Annotated in this window: 15 protein-coding genes and 1 tRNA gene; 6 read left to right on the top strand and 10 right to left on the bottom strand. The window is 72.5% G+C overall.

Annotation, left to right across the window (positions count from 1 at the left end):
- Positions 1–8: 8 nt before the first annotated feature.
- Together ACZ7G1_RS25890 and ACZ7G1_RS25885 are read right to left on the bottom strand one after the other, a co-directional pair.
- Positions 9–749: an SURF1 family protein gene (locus ACZ7G1_RS25890; RefSeq protein ID WP_470876178.1), complete on the bottom strand. Its 741-nt coding sequence runs from the start codon at positions 747–749 to the stop codon at positions 9–11.
- Between the two features lie 100 nt (positions 750–849).
- Positions 850–2,685 (bottom strand): S9 family peptidase, encoded by a 1,836-nt coding sequence (locus ACZ7G1_RS25885; RefSeq protein WP_470876177.1) that lies wholly within the window; start codon positions 2,683–2,685, stop codon positions 850–852.
- Between the two features lie 86 nt (positions 2,686–2,771).
- Here ACZ7G1_RS25885 and ACZ7G1_RS25880 point away from each other — a divergent pair, with 86 nt between their 5' ends.
- A complete protein-coding gene (locus ACZ7G1_RS25880) occupies positions 2,772–3,602 on the top strand; it encodes a class I SAM-dependent methyltransferase (protein WP_470876175.1) in 831 nt (276 codons plus the stop codon).
- A 10-nt stretch (positions 3,603–3,612) separates the two neighbouring features.
- On the opposite strand, the gene ACZ7G1_RS25875 is transcribed toward ACZ7G1_RS25880, so the two are convergent.
- Positions 3,613–3,906: a DUF6191 domain-containing protein gene (locus ACZ7G1_RS25875; protein WP_470876173.1), complete on the bottom strand. Its 294-nt coding sequence runs from the start codon at positions 3,904–3,906 to the stop codon at positions 3,613–3,615.
- A gap of 79 nt (positions 3,907–3,985) precedes the next feature.
- Positions 3,986–5,023 carry an Lrp/AsnC family transcriptional regulator gene (locus ACZ7G1_RS25870; RefSeq protein WP_470876171.1) on the bottom strand — a complete coding sequence of 346 codons (1,038 nt, stop codon included), beginning with the start codon at positions 5,021–5,023 and terminating at the stop codon, positions 3,986–3,988.
- Positions 5,024–5,218: 195 nt separating this feature from the next.
- Between ACZ7G1_RS25870 and ACZ7G1_RS25865 the strand changes: the two genes are divergently transcribed.
- Both ACZ7G1_RS25865 and ACZ7G1_RS25860 read left to right on the top strand, forming a co-directional pair.
- The gene (locus tag ACZ7G1_RS25865; RefSeq protein WP_470876170.1) at positions 5,219–6,577 is read left to right on the top strand and encodes a tetratricopeptide repeat protein; all 1,359 of its coding nucleotides are present in this window, start codon (positions 5,219–5,221) and stop codon (positions 6,575–6,577) included.
- A gap of 61 nt (positions 6,578–6,638) precedes the next feature.
- Positions 6,639–7,646 carry a YdcF family protein gene (locus tag ACZ7G1_RS25860; RefSeq protein WP_470876168.1) on the top strand — a complete coding sequence of 336 codons (1,008 nt, stop codon included), beginning with the start codon at positions 6,639–6,641 and terminating at the stop codon, positions 7,644–7,646.
- Between the two features lie 13 nt (positions 7,647–7,659).
- On the opposite strand, the gene ACZ7G1_RS25855 is transcribed toward ACZ7G1_RS25860, so the two are convergent.
- A complete protein-coding gene (locus tag ACZ7G1_RS25855; RefSeq protein WP_470876166.1) occupies positions 7,660–9,498 on the bottom strand; it encodes an alkyl/aryl-sulfatase in 1,839 nt (612 codons plus the stop codon).
- A 153-nt stretch (positions 9,499–9,651) separates the two neighbouring features.
- On the opposite strand from ACZ7G1_RS25855, the gene ACZ7G1_RS25850 reads away from it, so the two are divergent.
- Positions 9,652–9,933 carry a hypothetical protein gene (locus ACZ7G1_RS25850; protein ID WP_470876164.1) on the top strand — a complete coding sequence of 94 codons (282 nt, stop codon included), beginning with the start codon at positions 9,652–9,654 and terminating at the stop codon, positions 9,931–9,933.
- A 14-nt stretch (positions 9,934–9,947) separates the two neighbouring features.
- Here ACZ7G1_RS25850 and ACZ7G1_RS25845 read toward each other — a convergent pair whose 3' ends face one another.
- Complete coding sequence (locus tag ACZ7G1_RS25845) at positions 9,948–11,192, bottom strand: serine/threonine-protein kinase (protein WP_470876321.1); 1,245 nt, start codon at positions 11,190–11,192, stop codon at positions 9,948–9,950.
- Between the two features lie 272 nt (positions 11,193–11,464).
- On the opposite strand from ACZ7G1_RS25845, the gene ACZ7G1_RS25840 reads away from it, so the two are divergent.
- Positions 11,465–12,343, top strand: a complete 879-nt coding sequence (locus tag ACZ7G1_RS25840; RefSeq protein WP_470876163.1) for a glycosyltransferase family 2 protein — start codon at positions 11,465–11,467, stop codon at positions 12,341–12,343.
- A 132-nt stretch (positions 12,344–12,475) separates the two neighbouring features.
- Here ACZ7G1_RS25840 and ACZ7G1_RS25835 read toward each other — a convergent pair.
- The 3 genes from ACZ7G1_RS25835 to ACZ7G1_RS25825 all read right to left on the bottom strand — a co-directional run bounded on the left by ACZ7G1_RS25835 (position 12,476) and on the right by ACZ7G1_RS25825 (position 14,282).
- Positions 12,476–12,549, bottom strand: a tRNA-Pro gene (locus ACZ7G1_RS25835).
- Between the two features lie 38 nt (positions 12,550–12,587).
- The gene (locus ACZ7G1_RS25830) at positions 12,588–13,325 is read right to left on the bottom strand and encodes a Pr6Pr family membrane protein (protein WP_470876161.1); all 738 of its coding nucleotides are present in this window, start codon (positions 13,323–13,325) and stop codon (positions 12,588–12,590) included.
- A gap of 18 nt (positions 13,326–13,343) precedes the next feature.
- Positions 13,344–14,282: a metallophosphoesterase gene (locus tag ACZ7G1_RS25825; RefSeq protein ID WP_470876159.1), complete on the bottom strand. Its 939-nt coding sequence runs from the start codon at positions 14,280–14,282 to the stop codon at positions 13,344–13,346.
- A 74-nt stretch (positions 14,283–14,356) separates the two neighbouring features.
- On the opposite strand from ACZ7G1_RS25825, the gene ACZ7G1_RS25820 reads away from it, so the two are divergent.
- Positions 14,357–14,821, top strand: a complete 465-nt coding sequence (locus tag ACZ7G1_RS25820; protein WP_470876157.1) for a GatB/YqeY domain-containing protein — start codon at positions 14,357–14,359, stop codon at positions 14,819–14,821.
- Between the two features lie 82 nt (positions 14,822–14,903).
- Here the strand turns inward: ACZ7G1_RS25820 and ACZ7G1_RS25815 are convergent, their stop codons facing one another.
- Positions 14,904–17,147 (bottom strand): transglycosylase domain-containing protein, encoded by a 2,244-nt coding sequence (locus tag ACZ7G1_RS25815; RefSeq protein WP_470876156.1) that lies wholly within the window; start codon positions 17,145–17,147, stop codon positions 14,904–14,906.
- Positions 17,148–17,298: the final 151 nt, after the last annotated feature.

Here is a 17,298-nt window from a genome sequence, read left to right as displayed (position 1 = left end):
GGTACGGGTCACAGACCCAGGGCCTCGTCCCGGGAGGCCTCGGCCTCCCGGCGGACCAGGCGGAACCACATGAAGACGACGAAGCCGGCGAAGACGAACCACTCGGCGGTGTAGCCGAGGTTCTGGAAGGCCTTCGCGTCCAGGCCGGTGCCCGCCGCGGCGGCCGCCGGGACCGGCGTCAGACCGGCGGGGGAGTCGGTGAGGGTGATCCAGGCGTCGTAGACGTCGTCCTTCACCACGTTCACCAGGGACGCGGCGCTGATCATGCCGAGCTGGCCCTCGGGCAGCCCGCCGGCGGCGTGGACGCCCTTCGAGCCCGCGTTCTCCGAGGCCTGGAGCGCGCCGACCACCGTGACCTCGCCGGACGGCGGGGCGGGGGCCTTCGCGCCCGTGGGGAGCCAGCCCCTGACGACGGGCAGGGAGCGGCCGCCGTCCGTCTTCAGGAGCGTCAGGACGTACGAGCCGGTGCGGCCGTCCAGCTCGCGGCCCGGGACGAGGAACTGCTCCCCGAACCGGCCGCGCGCCTCCGCCGGGCGGCCCGAGGTCTCGGTGTCCACCGGAAGCAGGGACGCCAGCGGCTCGGCCTTCCGCGAGCTCGCGGCGGGCCGCTGCTCGGCCTCCTGGTGCGAGTCGACGCGGTCCTCGAACTTGCCGAGCTGCCAGGTGCCCATGAAGACGCAGAACGGGATCGCGAGGAGGACGAAGGCGTTGATCCCCCACCAGCGGGGCGTTCTCAGGAACCGGTACACGCCCCCACGGTACGCAAGCCGACCGGGCCCCCCGTCGCCCGGGTCGGCTTCCACCGGCCCCCAGCGAGCCCGGTCCGGCCCCCGGGGAGCCCGGTCCCGCTCAGGTCCGGTCCGCTCGGGCCGGTCCCGGTGTCCCCAGGTGCTTCGCGGCGAAGGCCAGGTCGAGGGCGACCTGCTTGATGCGCTCCTCGACCACCAGTGAGCCGTGGCCCGCGTCGTACCGGTAGACGTCGTGGACGGCGCCCCGGGCGGCGAGCCGGTCCACGTAGTTGTCGATCTGGCGGATCGGGCAGCGCGGGTCGTTGACGCCGGCCGAGATGTGCACGGGGGCCTTCACCGCGTCCACGTACGTGAGCGGCGACGAGGCCTCGTACCGCTCGGGGACCTCCTCGGGCGAGCCGCCGAGCAGGGTGCGGTCGAGCGCCTTGAGGGCCTCCATCTCGTCCTCGTATGCCGTGACGTAGTCCGCGACGGGGACGGCCGCGAGGCCGACCGCCCAGTCGTCGGGGCGGGTGCCAAGGCCGAGGAGGGTGAGGTAGCCGCCCCAGGAGCCGCCGGAGAGGACGAGGCGCGCCGGGTCCGCGAGGCCGCTCGCCACCGCCCAGGCGCGGACCGCGGTGACGTCCTCCAGCTCGATCAGGCCGACCCGGTGCTTGAGGGCGTCGGTCCACTCCCGGCCGTAGCCGGTCGAGCCCCGGTAGTTGACCCGCACCACCGCGTACCCGTGGTCGACCCAGGCCGCCGGGCCGGACGCGAAGGCGTCGCTGTCGTGCCAGGCGGGGCCGCCGTGCACCTCGAAGATCGTGGGGAAGGGGCCCTCGCCCTCGGGGCGCTGCACGAGCGCGTGGACCCGGCCGCCGGGGCCGTCCACCCACACGTCCTCCACGGGCACCGACGCCGGGGCCTTCGCGCCGGGCGGGTCCAGGACGACGCCGCCGGCCGTGGAGCGGACCACCGGCGGCTCGGCGGCCGAGGACCACAGGTACTCGACGCTGCCGTCGGGCCGGGCCGTGGCGTCCGACACCGAGCCGGGTGGGGTCTCGACCCTCGCCAGGGCGCCGGTGGCGATGTCGTACCGCCAGAGCTCGCTGCGCGCCTCGAAGCCGTGCACGATCAGCAGGCCGGAGCCGTCCGGGTACCACTCGGCCGACACGTCGCCGGGCAGGTCGAGGCGGAGGTCGGTCTCGGTGCCCGCCGCCACGTCCCAGAGCATCGGCTCCCAGCGGCCGCGCCGCTGGTGGCCGACGAGCAGCCGGGTGTCCCCGGCCACCGGGGCGAAGCCGAGGACCGCGAGCCCCAGCTCCTCCGTGCCGCCCTTGGTGTCGTCGAGCTCGGCGAGGACGGTCGCGTCGGAGGCGCGGAGCACGCGGAGCGCCGAGTGCATGGCGTCCCCGTGCTCGGTGTGCTCGATCGCGATCAGCGAGCCGTCGTACGAGAGGTCGCCGACCCCGGCCGACTCCCGGTGCCGGTAGATCTCGACGGGGGCGGTGGCCCCGGGGCGTACGAGATGGACCGTGGAGCCCTCCTCGTCGGTGGAGCGGCCCACCACGAGGGTGCCCTCGCGGCCGATGGCGAGTCCGGCCGGGTAGGAGGCGTCGAGGCCGGGCACGGCGGGCTCGTCGGGGCCGCCGGCGAACGGCTGGCGCATCCACACCCCGAACTCGTCGCCGTCGGTGTCCGCGAACCACCAGATCCACGCGCCGTCCGGGGACAGCGCGCCGTCCGTGGTGCCGTTCGGCCGGTCGGTGACCTGCCGCTGCGCGCCGCTCGCCCGGTCCCAGGCGTACAGCTCGTACGTCCCGGTCGCGTTGGAGACGAACAGCGAGCGGTCGGGGGCCTCCTCGGCCCAGTCGGGCAGGGAGACGCGCGGGGCGCGGAAACGCCGCTCCCAGGCGGGGGTCTCCGCGGTGGTCTCGTCGTTCTTGCTCTCGGTCATGGGCCTCTCCGTCATGCCCCCATGATGCTCCGGGCCGCCCACAATTCGGGTCGCGTCCTCCGCGGCCTGTGGATAACCTCGCCGACATGTACTCTCCGACCCCCGAGGACTGGCTCGAGGCCAATCGCGCCCGCTGGGACGAGCGCGTCCCGATCCACGCCGCCAGCGAGTTCTACGACCTCGACGCCTTCCGCGCCGGCAAGGACGCCCTGCGCGACTTCGAGCTCGCGGAGGTCGGTGACGTCACGGGCCGCTCGCTGCTGCACCTCCAGTGCCACATCGGCCTCGACACGCTCTCCTGGGCCCGGCACGGCGCCTCGCACGTCGTCGGCCTTGACTTCTCCGAGCCGGCCGTCGAGACGGCCCGTTCGCTCGCCGGCGACCTGGGCCTCTCGCAGGAGCGGGCCGCGTTCGTCGCCGCCGATGTGTACGACGCGGCGGAGGCCGTCCCGGACCGGGCGTACGACATCGTCTACACCGGCAGCGGCGCGCTGTGCTGGCTCCCGGACATCGACCGCTGGGCGGAGACCGCCGCCTCGCTCGTCGCGCCCGGCGGCTTCCTGTACGTGGCGGAGTTCCACCCGCTGACGGACTCGCTCGACGACGAGACGGGCAGCCGGATCGTGCACGACTACTTCGTCCGCGAGCCCTGGGTGGACACCTCCCCGGGCACGTACGCCGATCTCGACGCGGCGACCGTCCACAACCGCAGCGTGGAGTGGGTGCACCCGGTCGGCGAGGTCGTCACGGCGCTCGCCAAGGCGGGTCTGCAGATCGAGTTCCTGCACGAGCACGAGGCCTCGCTGTTCCCGCGCTACGGCGCGCTCCAGCGGCACGAGGACGGCTACTACCGCTTCCCGGCGGACCGTCCCCGCATTCCCCTGATGTACTCGGTGAAGGCGTCCAAGCCGGCCTGACCGGAGGCCGCTACGCCGGCCCGCCCAGTCTGATGACGGCGCGCCCGCCCTTGAGATCCACCGTGGAGTGGTGGGGCGGCGCGCCGTCCTCCTCGTCGTCGCGCAGCACCAGGGAGCTCTGCCGCTCCTTGAGCTCGTTCTGCTTGCCCTGCGAGAAGGTGGCGTGCAGCTGTTCGAAGCCGGTCGAGGAGACCGTGCCGGTGCGCTTGCCGCGCCCGGTCATGCGCAGCAGCTGATCGGCGAAGGCGATCACGGTCAGCAGGATGACCAGACCGGGCAGCGTCACGAACACGGCGAACTCCATACGGCCATCAGAACACGCCCCGGGGCGCCCTGTCAGCGCCCCGGCCGCCGCTGCCCCAGGAGCGGCCCCAGGGGCTGCCTCAGGGGGCTTCGTAGGGCCGTACGTGGTGGGTCCGGCGGCCGTCGGGGCCGAGGACCTGCGCCCCTATCTTGTGGGTGCGCAGCGACAGCGAGGTGCCCGCGACACGGAGCGCGGGGGCGGCCCGCACCATGGCGGCGGTGATGTCGTGGAGTTCGTCGACGGTACGGAGCCACATGGCGAGGGCCAGGTTGTGCGGCCCGGTGACCGAGGTGATCACGCGGGTCTGCCGCAGCCGGGTCAGCGCCGCCACGGTCGACTGCACTTCGAGGGGCGGGACGTCGGCCGTGACCATCGCCCAGACCGGGCGCCCGGAGAAGCGGGGGGCCGCCTGGCAGTGCTGGTGGAGCACGCCGGAGTGGGTGAGGGTGTCGAGCCTGCGGCGCACGGTGGACTCGCTGGTGCCGCACTGCCGGGCGAGCTCGGCGGCGCTGCGGCGGGCGTCCCCGGCCAGTTCCGCGACCAGCCGCCGGTCGAGCTCGGTGACGTACGGGTACGCGCGCGCGTGCGGGGTGCGGGGCCGCCGGTCGCCGCCCGCGGCCTCGGCGAGGAGCTGGGCCTGGCCCGGGGGGAGTTGTTCGAGCCGTGACCGGTAGGGGCGGTTGTGGAGCCGGGTGACGACCTGGGTGCGGGACCGGATGACTCCGGGCAGCCGGCGGATGCGGTCGGCGAGGTAGGCGTCGAGCGCGTACAGATCGGGCCAGACGACGAGCAGCACCAGATCGGCATCGCCGGTCACCTGGTGGACGCCGAGGGTGCAGGGGTCGCCGGCGACGGTGACCGCCGTGGCCTCCGCGTCGCCGGGGACGCATTCCAGCTCCACCCACGCGTACAGGGTGGCTTCTGTTCCCAAGCGGGCGGCGAGGAGGGAGTTCCAGGCGTAACCTCCGGAACTGAGGTGTTCCCAGCGGCGGGCCAGGGTGTCGGGGCTCGCCCCCAGGACCGCCGACAGCTGGGTCCAGCTCGCGCGCGGGGCGATCTGCAGTGCGTGGATCAGTGACAGATCCGCGTCTCCCAGGACGGATTCCCCGGTATCCATGTACCTCCTTGGTCGATCCCGGCCAAACCCTGGGTGTGGGCTCCGGGAAGCCCCAGGATGTGGACCAGGGCAAATGCATTCAAGCCGCGACGGTGGCTGATTTCCATTAAATCCGTCCTAAGTCACAGGAGAAGGACGGAGAAGGAACACGGGGGCTGGGCCATGTGGACAGGAGAATCGGCGGAAAGCGAAATCTTGTGGGGCGAACCGGTCGGCCTTGACCAGCTGGCCGCGGCCGAACGCGGCTACGCGAGCTGCGGTCCGGCCGAACAGCTCCTGTGGGAAAGGCTCTCCGTCTTCGAAGGCGCCTTCGGCAGGGACGCCGTCCGGGAGGTCTGCGCCTCCGGCGTGCTGCCCGCCGGCGAGATCCAGGCGGTCCTCGACCGGCTCGCGCCCCTCGCGCTGCTCCCCGTCGACGACCTCTTCGACGGCGAGGACGGCCTGCCCCGCTACTGGATGCCGCACCCGATGCGGGCCGTCGGCGCCCGCAGGCTCACCGCCCGCGGCGACCGCTGGGCGGTCGTCCTCCACCACCGCAGGTGGTGCGTGAAGGTGGCCCGGCAGGCCGCCGACTGGTGGCAGCGGGGCCGGCAGATCGACGCCAGGGACCTCGCCCTGCGTGAACTCCCCGACCTGGCCGCCGCCATGGACCCGACGACCGCGCCGCTTTCGCCGAGCGCCGAGGCCGGCACCTCCGTCGAGATCGCCGTCTCCCTGTGGTTCCTGTGGGTGGCCTGCGGGCGGGTCGCCGAGGGCCGCACCCGGCTGCGGCACGCCCTCAGCCTGCACTCCGGCCCGCCGCCCGCCCGCGCCCTGTGGCTCGCGGCCTTCCTCGAACTGGAGGCGGGCCGCCCGGAGGACGCCGACCCGCTCCTCGCGCAGGCGTGGGCGGCGGCTGTACGGGACGGGGACGACCGCTGTCTGTCGCTGCTCGCCCATCTGCGCGGCTCGACCGCCCTCTACCAGGGCCGCTCGACCGCCGCCGCGGCCGAGTTCCGTGAGGCGCTCGCCCTGATGGAGGAGCACCCGGAGTTCGGGCCGAGCCGGCCGGCCTGCTGGGTCGGCCTCGCGCTCTCCCTGTGCCGCTCCGACCCGGAGGCCGCGCAGGAGGCGCTCGACCAGGCCGACCTCGACCGGGAGAGCCGGCGGGCCTGGGTGGGCCGCGACCTGTCCGCCGACGCCTGGGCCTTCCACGTACGGGCCGAACTCGCGGCCTGGGACGGGGACCGGCGGCGGGCCGCCGAGCACGCCCGGCGGGCCCTGCGCGAGCACCTGCGGCTCGGTTCCGCCGTGGGCGCGGCCTGCGCGGCCGAACTCCTCGCCCAGATGCGGGCGCTGGACGGCCAGCACGACACGGCGGCCCATCTGCTCGGCGCGGTCGACCTGTTGCGGAGCTCGGTCTTCGACTCCTCGTACCGTCCGGCCGAGTACTGCGTGGTGACACGCGCGCGCGGGGAGGCGGTGCTCCGGGCCCTGGTCGACGACCCGGAGCTGAGGAGCGCGTACGAAGAGGGCGCGAGGCGCGGCCTGTTCTCCCTGGCGGGCGAGAGCTAGAAGACCCCGGAGCCGCCCCGATTCGAGGGCCGTTGTCGGTGGCGCTGTCTACGATGTCGGAATGTTCGCCTTCGCCGTGGCCGCCGTGTTCCTGCTGCTCTTCGGGGTCGGTGTGCTGCGCGACCGGCGCCGCTTCGGCAACGCCGTGTACCTCGGTCTCGCCGTCACCTTCCTCGGCCTCGGGCTGCTCGCGGGCATCGAGGAGACCCGTCCCGGTGTCGCCGAGACCCTGATGATCCTGGTGCTGCTCGTGCTCGGCCTCGGCCCGGTCGTGCTCGCCGGGCTGCTCTGCGCGAACGGCGTGAAGATGGTCCGCAAGGAGGGCAGACGCCCCGCGAACCTGCTCGCGCTCCTCGCCGGACTCGGCATGTTCGCGGTGATGGGCCTCGCGATCGCGGCGGTCGTCCTCCGCTCGCCGCTGCTCGGCTTCCTCGTCGGCACGACCCTGCTCGTGCTCGCCTACGTCTCGTTCCTCTTCGTCTGCTTCGTCGGCTACGCCTATCTGTACGGCCGGATGCGGATCCGCCGCGACGCCGACTACGTCGTGGTCCTCGGCTCCGGGCTGATCGGCGGCCGCCGCGTGCCGCCGCTGCTCGCCAGCCGCCTTGACCGGGGACGCGAGGTGTACGAGAAGCTGGCCGCGCGCGGGGGAGACGCGCCCGTCCTCATCACCTCCGGCGGTCAGGGCCCCGACGAGGAGCTGCCCGAGTCCCACGCGATGGCCGACTACCTCGTCGAGCGCGGCTTCCCGGCCGGCGCGGTCGTGCGCGAGGACCGCTCGCGCACGACCGAGGAGAACATGCTCCTCAGCAAGGAGCTGATGGAGCGCGACCGGCCGGGCTCCTCCTGCGTCATCGTCACCAACAACTTCCACGCCTTCCGGGCCGCCCTGACGGCCCGGAGAGCCGGCGTCGACGGCCAGGTCGTGGGCTCGCCGACCGCCGCCTACTTCTGGCCGTCGGCGACCATCCGCGAGTTCGTCGCGGTCTTCCTCCAGTACAAGGTGGTCAACCTCGGGATCTGCCTGACGCTGATCCTGCTGTGCGTCCTGGCCTGGTTCACGCGCTGAGCGCGGCCGGTGCTCACGGGGTCACGACCGGGAAGAGCGGATCGGCCTTCGTCACGTACGACAGGAGGCGGGCCAGCAGCTCCGGATCGCCCTCCACGCCGACCCCGAGCTCCTGGGGGCTCTTCCCGGCGAGCAGCCCGAGCAGCTGCGCCTTCCCCAGGGTGAGGGTGAGCCCGGCGGGCGTCCGGGGCGCGGCGACCGCCCGCTGGGTGAGGGCCCCGTTGTGCAGGGTGAGACGCCGTCGCTCGCCCGCGCCCGTGGGCCCGTCCGTCAGGACCAGGTCGATCGTCAGGTCGTCGTCCCAGGCGCGCGGCCCGTCGATCGCGATGGCGACCGAGTCGATCAGCATCGGGACGGTCAGGGCCATCGCCATCTCCGGGTTGGTCATGTCGACCATGTCGCCCACGATGCCCTCCCGGAGCTCCTGGGCGCCGCGCAGGTAGAAGTTGCGCCAGGTCGCGTTCTCGGCGCCGTACCCGAGCCGCTGGTACACCCCGGCGAGGACCTCCTTCGCCTCCTCGTTCCCCGGGTCGGCGAAGACCACGTGGTTGAGGAGGGTCGCGGCGAACCGCAGGTCGCCGTCCTCGGCGTACCCGCGGGCCTTGGCGAGGGCGTCGGCGGGCCCGCCCGCCACCTCCACGTACCGCTTGGCCAGTTCCGTCGGCGGCTGCTCCCACAGATGGGCCGGGTTGCCGTCGTACCAGCCGAGGTAGCGCTGGTAGATCGCCTTGGTGTTGTGGCTGAGCGAGCCGTAGTAGCCGCGGCCGTGCCAGGCCTTCTCCAGGGCCGGCGGCAGCTCGATCAGCTCGGCGATCTCGGGGCCCGTGTGGCCCGCGTTGAGCAGCCGGAGCGTCTGGTCGTGCATGTAGGCGTAGAGGTCGCGCTGCTCGGCGAGGAACGCCACCACGTCGTCGTGGCCCCAGGTGGGCCAGTGGTGGGAGGCGAAGCCGACGTCGTACCGCCCGTGGAAGTACTCGATCGCCTCGTCCAGGTACTGGGCCCAGATCCGGGAGTCGCGGACGACCGCGCCGCGCAGGGTGAGCACGTTGTGCATGTTGTGCGTGGCGTTCTCCGCCAGGCACAGGGCGCGGTGGTCGGGGAAGAGGAAGTTCATCTCGGCCGGCGCCTCGGTGCCCGGCGTGAGCTGGAAGACGATCCGCACGCCGTCGACGGTCTCCTCCTGCCCGGTCTCCGTGACGTCCACGGTCGGCGGGATCAGGCTGATGGTGCCCGTCGAGGTGCCCTGGCCCAGACCGACGCCGATCTGGCCGTCCGGGGCCTTCGGGAGGCCGACGCCGTACATGTAGCTCGCCCGGCGGGTCATCGCGTTCCCCGCGTACACGTTCTCGCTGACCGCGTGTTCCAGGAAGCCGGCGGGGGCGATGATCGGCACGCCCTCCTCCGTACCGTGCGGAAGGACACCGCGGACGCCGCCGAAGTGGTCGCCGTGCGAGTGCGTGTAGATCACGCCGGTGACCGGCCGCTCACCGCGGTGCTCCCGGTACAGCGAGAGGGCCGCGGCCGCCGTCTCCACCGAGATCAGCGGGTCGATGACCACGACCCCGCGCTCGCCCTCGACGATCGTCATGTTGGAGATGTCCAGGCCGCGGACCTGGTAGATGCCCCCGGTCACCTCGTACAGGCCCTGGCGGGCGCAGAGCCGGCCCTGCCGCCACAGGCTGGGGTGCGCGGTGTCCGGGCACTCCGCCTTCAGGAAGTCGTAGGCGTCGTTGTCCCAGACGACGCGGCCGTCCCCGGCCTTCACCAGGCCCGGGACGAGGGCGCCCAGGAAGCCGCGGTCGGCGTTGTCGAAGTCGGTCGTGTCCTCGAAGGAGGGCAGGGAGTGGCTCATGTACCGGGGGCTCCGTTCCGCATATGCCGCATTTCTGGCGTACCGGACCATCTGAACACCGGGGTACTACGACCGCACTTCGGAGCGGCGGGAGCGCCGGACCGTACCTACTCTGGAGATACGCGTCCCACTCCGGCGGTACGGAGGTGGCCCATGAGGGCACGCCACCACTTCCACATCGACTACCTCGGGCACTCGGTCTCCGCGACCGTCCAGACCGGGCACACCCCCGTCGTCGAGGTCCTCGTCGACGGCAAGGAGACCGGCTACGCCACGACCAAGGACGACCGCCCCGTCGCCGTCCCCGTCGAGATCCCCACCGACCCCCCGACCACCGTCACCGTACGGGCCACCCCCGGCCCCGGCGTCCCGCGCTGCCTGCTGCTCGCCACCGCCGACGGGGAGGGCCAGGTGATGGCCCCGAGGCTGTACTGAGGCATGCCGGGGGCTCAGGAGAGCCAGGCCATCCCGATGATCAGGAACACGACGAAGGCGATGGCCCCGGCCACGGCCGCCGTCTTACGGGGCCGCCGCCGCGACAGCTCGGCGAGCCCCCCGGTCGCGCCGCCCCCTGACCTGCCACCGGCCGGCCGCTCGCGCCCCCGCGCGGCGGAAACGGGACCGGTGGCGGAGCGCGGTACGGCACGGGACGCGGTACGGGGCCCGGCACCGCGCACCGGCCCGGCCCCCGGCATGGGCGCGGCCCCCGGCATGGGCGCCGCTCCGGGCAGCGGCACGGCTCCCGGCATCGGAGCCTGGCCCGGTGCCGGAGCCTGGCCCCGCAGCGGAGCCTGGCCCGGTACCTGCGCCGGCGCGGGCCTCGCGGCGGGACCGGGACCGGGGCCGTGGCCGTGGCCGTGGCCGGAGGTGTGGTGCGGGGCGTGGGGCGCGGTGTGGGGCGGCCCGGCCGGGACCGGGGCGGCGGGGCGCGCGTAGCCGCGCCAGGCGCCCGAGGAGAACCAGTCGGCGATCGCCTGGGCCGGAGGCCGCTGCTCGGGCTGCTTGGCGAGCAGGCTCAGGAGGTAGGACTCGAAGTCGGGCGTGAGCGCGACGCCGAGCCGGGTCGGCGGCACCGGCGGGGTGTCGATGTGCTGGTACAGCAGCGCCGTCGCGGTGTCCGCGCGGAACGGCGGTCGGCCGGTCAGGAGTTGGTAGAGCACGCAGCCGAGCGAGTACACGTCGGAGGCGGGCGAGGCCGGCTGGCCGAGGGCCCGCTCGGGCGCCAGGTACAGCCCGGTGCCCACGATCTGACCCGTCGTCGTGAGCGCCGCCGACGGGTCGTCGACGAACCGCGCGATGCCGAAGTCGGCCAGTTTCACGGTCCCCTCGCCGTCGACGAGCAGGTTCCCCGGCTTGATGTCCCGGTGCACCACGCCCTGCCGGTGCGCGGCCGCGAGCCCGGCGGCGGCGTGCGCGGCGACCACGGCGACCCGCTCGGCGGGCAGCAGCAGCGGATCGGACGGGCTGCCCGCGAGGCTGTCGCCCTCGACCAACTCCATGACCAGGAACAGCTTTCCGTCCCAGGTGCCGAAGTCGAAGACGCCCACCACGTGCGGGTGGCTCAGCCGCGCGGCGGTCTGCGCCTCCAGGCGGAAGCGGTCGGCCGCCGACGGATCGGTCCCCTGCGCCAGCATCAGCTTCACGGCCACGGCCCGGCCGAGCACCTCGTCGGTGGCCTGCCACACCTCGCCCATGCCGCCCCGGCCGATACACACGTGAAGCCGATATCGGTCCGCGACCAGCACCTGGAGACCACCCTTTCGACGATCGATCAACCTGACGGAAGGGAACCAGCGTAGAGCCGTCCGACCGCGATGCTCGCCGCGCTCCCCTCCGTACCGGCCACCGGCCGTGACCGCCCGCCCGCCGCCGGCTTCACACCGGGTGAACGGGAGATGGCGTCCGGCGGCTAGCATCGCGGCCCGGAGTGTTCACCGGAGTGATCAGGCGTGGGACGGAGTGGGTCGTGGCGCGACCGCGTACGGGTGTGGCGGTACTGACGATGGGCACGCGCCCCGCCGAGCTGCGGGCCCTGCTCGACGCCGTGGCGCGGCAGGACGAGCCGCCCGCCCGGATCGTCGTCGTCGGCAACGGCGTCGGCTCGCTCCCGGAGCTCCCCGAGGGAGTGACGGGCGTCGAACTGCCCGAGAACCGGGGGGTGTCGGGCGGCCGGAACGTCGCCATCGAGGCCCTGCGCGGCTTCGGCGACGTGGACGTGGTGGTCGACCTCGACGACGACGGCCTCCTCGTCGACGCGGACGTCCTGCGCCGCCTCGGCGACCTGTACGCGGCGGACCCCGCCCTCGGCGTGGTCTCGTTCCGCATCGCCGACGAGACCGGCGAGACCCAGCGCCGGCACGTCCCCCGCCTCGGAGCGAAGGACCCGATGCGCGGCGGCGAGGTGACCACCTTCCTCGGCGGCGGCCACGGCCTCTCGATGCGGATGCTCGACGGGATCGGCGGCTGGCCGGAGGACTTCTTCTTCACCCACGAGGAGACCGACCTCGCCTGGCGCGCCCTCGACGCCGGCTGGAAGGTCGTGTACGCCCCCGAGCTCCTGCTCCAGCACCCCAAGACCAGCCCGGCCCGGCACGCCGTCTACTACCGGATGACCGCCCGCAACCGCGTCTGGCTGGCCAAGCGGAACCTCCCGGCCCTCCTCGTCCCCGTCTACCTCGGCGTCTGGACCCTCCTCACCCTCGCCCGCACCCGCTCCGCCCCCGGCCTCGCCGCCTGGTTCGCCGGCTTCGCCGAAGGCGTCCGCCGCCCCTGCGGCCCCCGCCGCCCCATCCGCTGGTCCACCGTCCGCCACATGACCCGCCTCGGCCGCCCCCCGATCATCTAGGGCGCCCCGCCCCCCGGCGGCTTCCCCACCGGAAGCCCCCGGCGGGCCGGTGCGCGAACGGCGGTGGCCGGATATGCAAACAGCTGAGGCCGGTACTGGAATCAGTACCGGCCTCAGCTGGTGTTACGGCTGTCGGGGTGGCGGGATTTGAACCCACGACCTCTTCGTCCCGAACGAAGCGCGCTGCCAAGCTGCGCTACACCCCGATGTCGCTGCTTTGTTCTTCACGTCGCGGCGACATCGATTACTTTAGCCCACGCGCGCGCTCAGACGAAATCCGGTATTCGGGGGACGGCGGGGCGGGTCGGATGCGGTCGAGGCCGACGATGGCGAGGCCGAGGAGGTAGAAGGCCGCGCCGAGGACGACGGCGTTGACGAGGACACCCGCGTAGCCGTGGAGGGTGACGTCGACGAAGGGGTAGGTGTAGCGGGCCGGGGCGCCGGGGGAGAGGAGCGCGCCGCGGACCAGGGCGAAGGCGAGATAGAGGCCGGGGATCGCGAGCCACTGGGCCGCGTACCGCCAGCGCAGGGCGCCGGGCGCGGTGAGCAGGAGGAAGTCGAGGGCCGTGCCGAGCGGGGTCACGGTGTGGAGGAGCTGGTTGGCGACGGCTCGCGCGCCGCTGAGCTTCGCGATCTCGGCGGCCTGGTTGAACTGGCTCGCCGGGTTGTCGAGGACCAGGTGGAAGACGAGGCCGACCACCGAGATGCAGAGCAGGACCCCGCCGGTCCACAGCGCGGGCAGCGGAGGGCGGCGGGTCCAGGCGCGGACGGCGCCCCAGCCGAGGGCGAGGGCGACCAGGATGTTCGTCCAGATGGTGAAGAAGCTGAGGACGACGAGCACGTTCCCGTGGACGCACTCGATGACCAGGCCCGTCGCCGCGGACAGGGCGATCAGGCCCCGGAAGGCGGCCGCGTACGGCCTGCGCGGGGCGGGGGGTATGACGGCGGAGGCCGGCACGGCCGCGGAGTGGGGCGTGAGCATGCCCCCCACCGTAAGCGCTCAGCCGCGCGCCGTCAGGGTGAGCAGGGTGGCCTCGGGCGGGCAGGCGAAGCGGACCGGGGTGTACCGGTTGGTGCCGCAGCCGGCCGAGACGTGCAGGTACGAGGTCCGGTCGGCGACCGTGTGGGTGGAGAGCCCCTTCACCCGGTCCGTGTCGAGGTCGCAGTTGGTGACGAGCGCCCCGTAGAAGGGGATGCACAGCTGCCCGCCGTGGGTGTGGCCGGCGAGGATCAGCTCGTAGCCGTCGGCGGTGAAGGCGTCGAGCGAGCGCAGGTACGGGGCGTGGACCACGCCCACCGTGAAGTCGGCCGAGGTGTCGGGGCCGCCGGCCACCCGCTCGTAGCGGTCGCGCTTGATGTGCGGGTCGTCGAGCCCGGTGAACGCGAGGTCGGCCTCGGGGAGCTTCAGCCGGCCGCGGGTGTTGGTGAGGTCGACCCAGCCGGCCGCGTCGAAGCCGTCGCGCATCGGCTCCCACGGGTTGTGGCGGGCGCCGACGACGGGCGGGTTGCCGTTGAGCCCGTGCCGGCCCTGGACCTTCTCCTTCAGATAGCGCCCGGGGTTGCGGGGCGTCGGCCCGTAGTAGTCGTTGGAGCCCATGACGTACACGCCGGGGAACTCCATCAGGGGGCCGAGCGCGTCCAGGACCTCCGGTACGGCGTCCGGGTCGGAGAGGTTGTCGCCGGTGTTGACGACGAAGTCGGGGCGGAGCCCCGCGAGGGAGCGGAGCCAGGCCTGCTTCTTGCGCTGGCCGCACACCATGTGGATGTCGGAGACCTGGAGGACCCGCAGGTCGCGCATGCCGGGCGGGAGGACGGGGACGGTGATCCGGCGGAGCCGGAAAGAGCGGGCTTCGAAGCCCGCCGCGTAGACGAGTCCGGCCGCCGCCGTCGCCGTCAGAGCTGCCGTGACCTTCAGGGGGATCCCGTACCGTGCGCGCATCCCCCCATCGTCGCAGACCCGCGCGGCGGAAATGCGCGGGCGTTCGGCGTGGGGCACCTGCGACACTTGACCCCATGACCACGCTCAAGGAGAAGCTCCAGGCCGACCTCAACGCCGCGATCAGGGACCGCGACGAACTGCGTTCCTCGACCCTGCGGCTCACCATCACCGCCATCACGAAGGAGGAGGTCGCGGGCAAGACCAAGCGCGAACTCTCCGACGACGAGGTGCAGAAGGTGATCGCGAAGGAGGCGAAGAAGCGCCGCGAGGCCGCGGAGGCCTTCGCCCAGGGCGGCCGCCCCGAGTCCGCCGAGCGGGAGGCCGCCGAGGGCGTCCTCCTCGACGCGTACCTGCCGAAGCAGCTCGGCGACGATGAGCTCGACGCGATCGTCGCGGCCGCCGTCGAGGAGGCGAAGGCCGCGGGCGCCGAGGGGCCGCGCGCCATGGGCGCCGTCATGAAGATCGTGAACCCGAAGGTGGCCGGACAGGCCGACGGCGGCCGGGTCGCCGCCTCCGTGAAGAAGCTGCTCGCGGGCTGAACCGCGGCCGTCGACACGCCGAGAGGGCGCCCCCACGTGGTGGGGGCGCCCTCTCGTATGTCAGGTGCCAGGCGTCGGGCCGTCAGCGGTTGCCGCGGCCGGGGCGGCCGTCGTTGCCGCCGCCGCCCATCTCCGGCGGGATGGTGATGCCGGGGAACGGGTTGGTCGGGTCGGTGTCGCCCGGCTTGCCGTCGCGCGGCTTCCGCGGCTTGTTCGGGCCCTCGTCGCCCTCCTTCTCCGGGTCCTTGGGCTTCTCGGCCCGCGGCACGGGGACGGTGTTGAAGCCCGGGGTCTCGGAGGCGTCGAGCGCGCCCGTCATCGCGATCTTCCAGATGGGGCCGGGGAGGCAGCCACCACAGACCTTCTCGTAGTACTCGCCGCCGATGGTGATGTCGTACATCGGCTTCTTCTCGCCGACGTCGTCACCGACCCAGACGGCGGTGGACAGGTTCGGGGTGTAGCCCACGAACCAGGCGTCCTTGCGGTCGTTGGTGGTACCGGTCTTGCCCGCGTTGTCGCGGTCGCTCAGACCGGCCTTGGTGCCGGTGCCGTCCTCGACGACGCCCTTCAGCATCTGGTTGATGACGTCGGCGGTGTGCTGCGACATCGCGCGCGAGCACTTCGACTGGGGCACGTTCAGCTTGTCGCCGTTGGCCGCCTTGATCGACTCGATGACGACCGGGCTGCAGTACATGCCGCGGTTGGCGAAGGTCGCGTACACGGACGCCATGTCGAGCGGGGTGCTCTCGATACTGCCGAGCGTGATGGACGGGCTCTGCTTGACCGGCTTGCCCAGCTCGCGCTCGTAGCCGACGTGCTTGGCCATCGTCAGCGTCTCGCACAGGCCGGCCATCTGCTCCAGCTTGGCGAAGTACGTGTTGATCGACTTTCCGAGCGCGCTGGTCATGTCATAGGCGCCCTTCTCGGACTCGATCTCGTTGTTCACCTCCCAGTTCCCGTAACCCGCGGGCTTGCCGTCACAGCGGGTGTAGTCGGTCTCCGGGATGTTGATCTGCGTCGGCGTGTCGAAGACCTGCGCCGGGCTCAGGCCCTTCTCCAGGGCCGCGGCCGCGGTGATCGGCTTGAAGGTCGAGCCGACCTGGAAGCCGTACGTCGTGCCGCCCATCTTGCTGCCGACCGCGAGGTTGAGCGTGGTCTGGTGCTGCTTCTGGTCCAGGCCGTACGGGCGGGACTGGCCCATCGAGATGACCTTGCCGGTCCCGGGCTTGACCTGGACGACCGAGGCGGCGACCGGGTCGTCCTTGTTGATCCTCGCGATGGCGGCCTCGTTGGCGGCGGCCTGGGCGCGCGGGTCGAGCGTGGTCCTGATGGTGAGACCACCCAGGTTCCACAGCTTCTGGCGCTCCTCGGCCGTCTTGCCGAAGGTCGGGTCGTTGAGGATCGTCTTGCGGACGTAGTCGCAGAAGAAGCCCGAACCGGCGACGGCGGTGATGCAGCCGTTCTTCGGCGTCTTGACCTTCAGCTTCAGCGGGGCGGCCTTCGCCTTGTCGGCCTCGGCCTGGCTGATGTCCTTCACGTCGGCCATCCGCTGGAGGACCACGTTGCGGCGCTTGGTGGCTTCCTGGATGTCGTTGATCGGGTCGTAGCGGCTCGGCGACTGCACGAGGCCGGCCATCATCGCCGCCTCGCCCAGGTTCAGCTTGGCGGCCGGCTTGGAGAAGTACCGCTGGGACGCGGCCTCGATGCCGTACGCCTGCTGCCCGAAGAACGTGATGTTGAGGTAGTTCTCCAGGATCTTCTTCTTGCCCAGCTCCTCCTCGACCTGGATCGCGAACTTCAGCTCGCGGACCTTGCGGCCGATGGTCTGCTGGGTGGCCTGGGCGACCTTCTCGGGGTCGTCACCGGCCTCCTCGACGAAGACGTTCTTCACGTACTGCTGGGTCAGCGTCGACGCGCCCTGCGCGACACCGCCCGACTGCGCGTTGCGGTTGATCGCGCGCAGCACGCCCTTGAGGTCGATCGCCCCGTGCTCGTAGAAGCGGCCGTCCTCGATCGCGACGATCGCCTTCTGCATGTACGGGGAGATCTTCTCCAGCGGCACGACCTTGCGGTCCCGGGAGTACACCGTGGCGATCAGCCCGCCCTCGGAGTCCAGGATCGTGGTGCGCTGACTCAGCGGCGGGGTCTTCAGGTTGGAGGGAATCTCGTCGAACCCCTCGACCGTGCCCTTAGCCGCCAATCCGAGCGCACCGGCCGCGGGCAGGGCGATGCCCGCCAGCACGGCTCCGGAGAGCACACTGACACCGAGGAACTTGGCGGCCTGCTGGGTCCCGGTCAGACCACCGCCCGAGCGCTTCTTTGCCATGGGGGCAGCCTAATCCGTACTTACGAGCGTTCTGCAGGAGCGGGTGCTTCTCGGAGCGTTCGAGTACCAGACCGTGACATCCAGGTGCAGCCGGGCCGCACGGAGGCCTCAACGTAGATCGGTGCGCGGTCTGGTGCGAGTGGTGGCGGTC

It is taken from the genome of Streptomyces sp. NPDC037273, assembly GCF_055603625.1.
The sequence above is the reverse complement of the archived record's forward strand: the minus strand, read 5'-3'. Positions and strand labels throughout refer to the sequence as shown.

What these genes read in the sequence shown, in the direction of transcription:
- ACZ7G1_RS25885 (WP_470876177.1), bottom strand. Translation starts at nt 2,685, where the DNA reads ATGACCGAGAGCAAGAACGACGAGACCACCGCGGAGACCCCCGCCTGG.
- ACZ7G1_RS25880 (WP_470876175.1), top strand. Translation starts at nt 2,772, where the DNA reads ATGTACTCTCCGACCCCCGAGGACTGGCTCGAGGCCAATCGCGCCCGC.
- ACZ7G1_RS25875 (WP_470876173.1), bottom strand. Translation starts at nt 3,906, where the DNA reads ATGGAGTTCGCCGTGTTCGTGACGCTGCCCGGTCTGGTCATCCTGCTG.
- ACZ7G1_RS25870 (WP_470876171.1), bottom strand. Translation starts at nt 5,023, where the DNA reads ATGGATACCGGGGAATCCGTCCTGGGAGACGCGGATCTGTCACTGATC.
- ACZ7G1_RS25860 (WP_470876168.1), top strand. Translation starts at nt 6,639, where the DNA reads ATGTTCGCCTTCGCCGTGGCCGCCGTGTTCCTGCTGCTCTTCGGGGTC.
- ACZ7G1_RS25855 (WP_470876166.1), bottom strand. Translation starts at nt 9,498, where the DNA reads ATGAGCCACTCCCTGCCCTCCTTCGAGGACACGACCGACTTCGACAAC.
- ACZ7G1_RS25850 (WP_470876164.1), top strand. Translation starts at nt 9,652, where the DNA reads ATGAGGGCACGCCACCACTTCCACATCGACTACCTCGGGCACTCGGTC.
- ACZ7G1_RS25845 (WP_470876321.1), bottom strand. Translation starts at nt 11,192, where the DNA reads ATGGGCGAGGTGTGGCAGGCCACCGACGAGGTGCTCGGCCGGGCCGTG.
- ACZ7G1_RS25830 (WP_470876161.1), bottom strand. Translation starts at nt 13,325, where the DNA reads ATGCTCACGCCCCACTCCGCGGCCGTGCCGGCCTCCGCCGTCATACCC.
- ACZ7G1_RS25825 (WP_470876159.1), bottom strand. Translation starts at nt 14,282, where the DNA reads ATGCGCGCACGGTACGGGATCCCCCTGAAGGTCACGGCAGCTCTGACG.
- ACZ7G1_RS25820 (WP_470876157.1), top strand. Translation starts at nt 14,357, where the DNA reads ATGACCACGCTCAAGGAGAAGCTCCAGGCCGACCTCAACGCCGCGATC.
- ACZ7G1_RS25815 (WP_470876156.1), bottom strand. Translation starts at nt 17,147, where the DNA reads ATGGCAAAGAAGCGCTCGGGCGGTGGTCTGACCGGGACCCAGCAGGCC.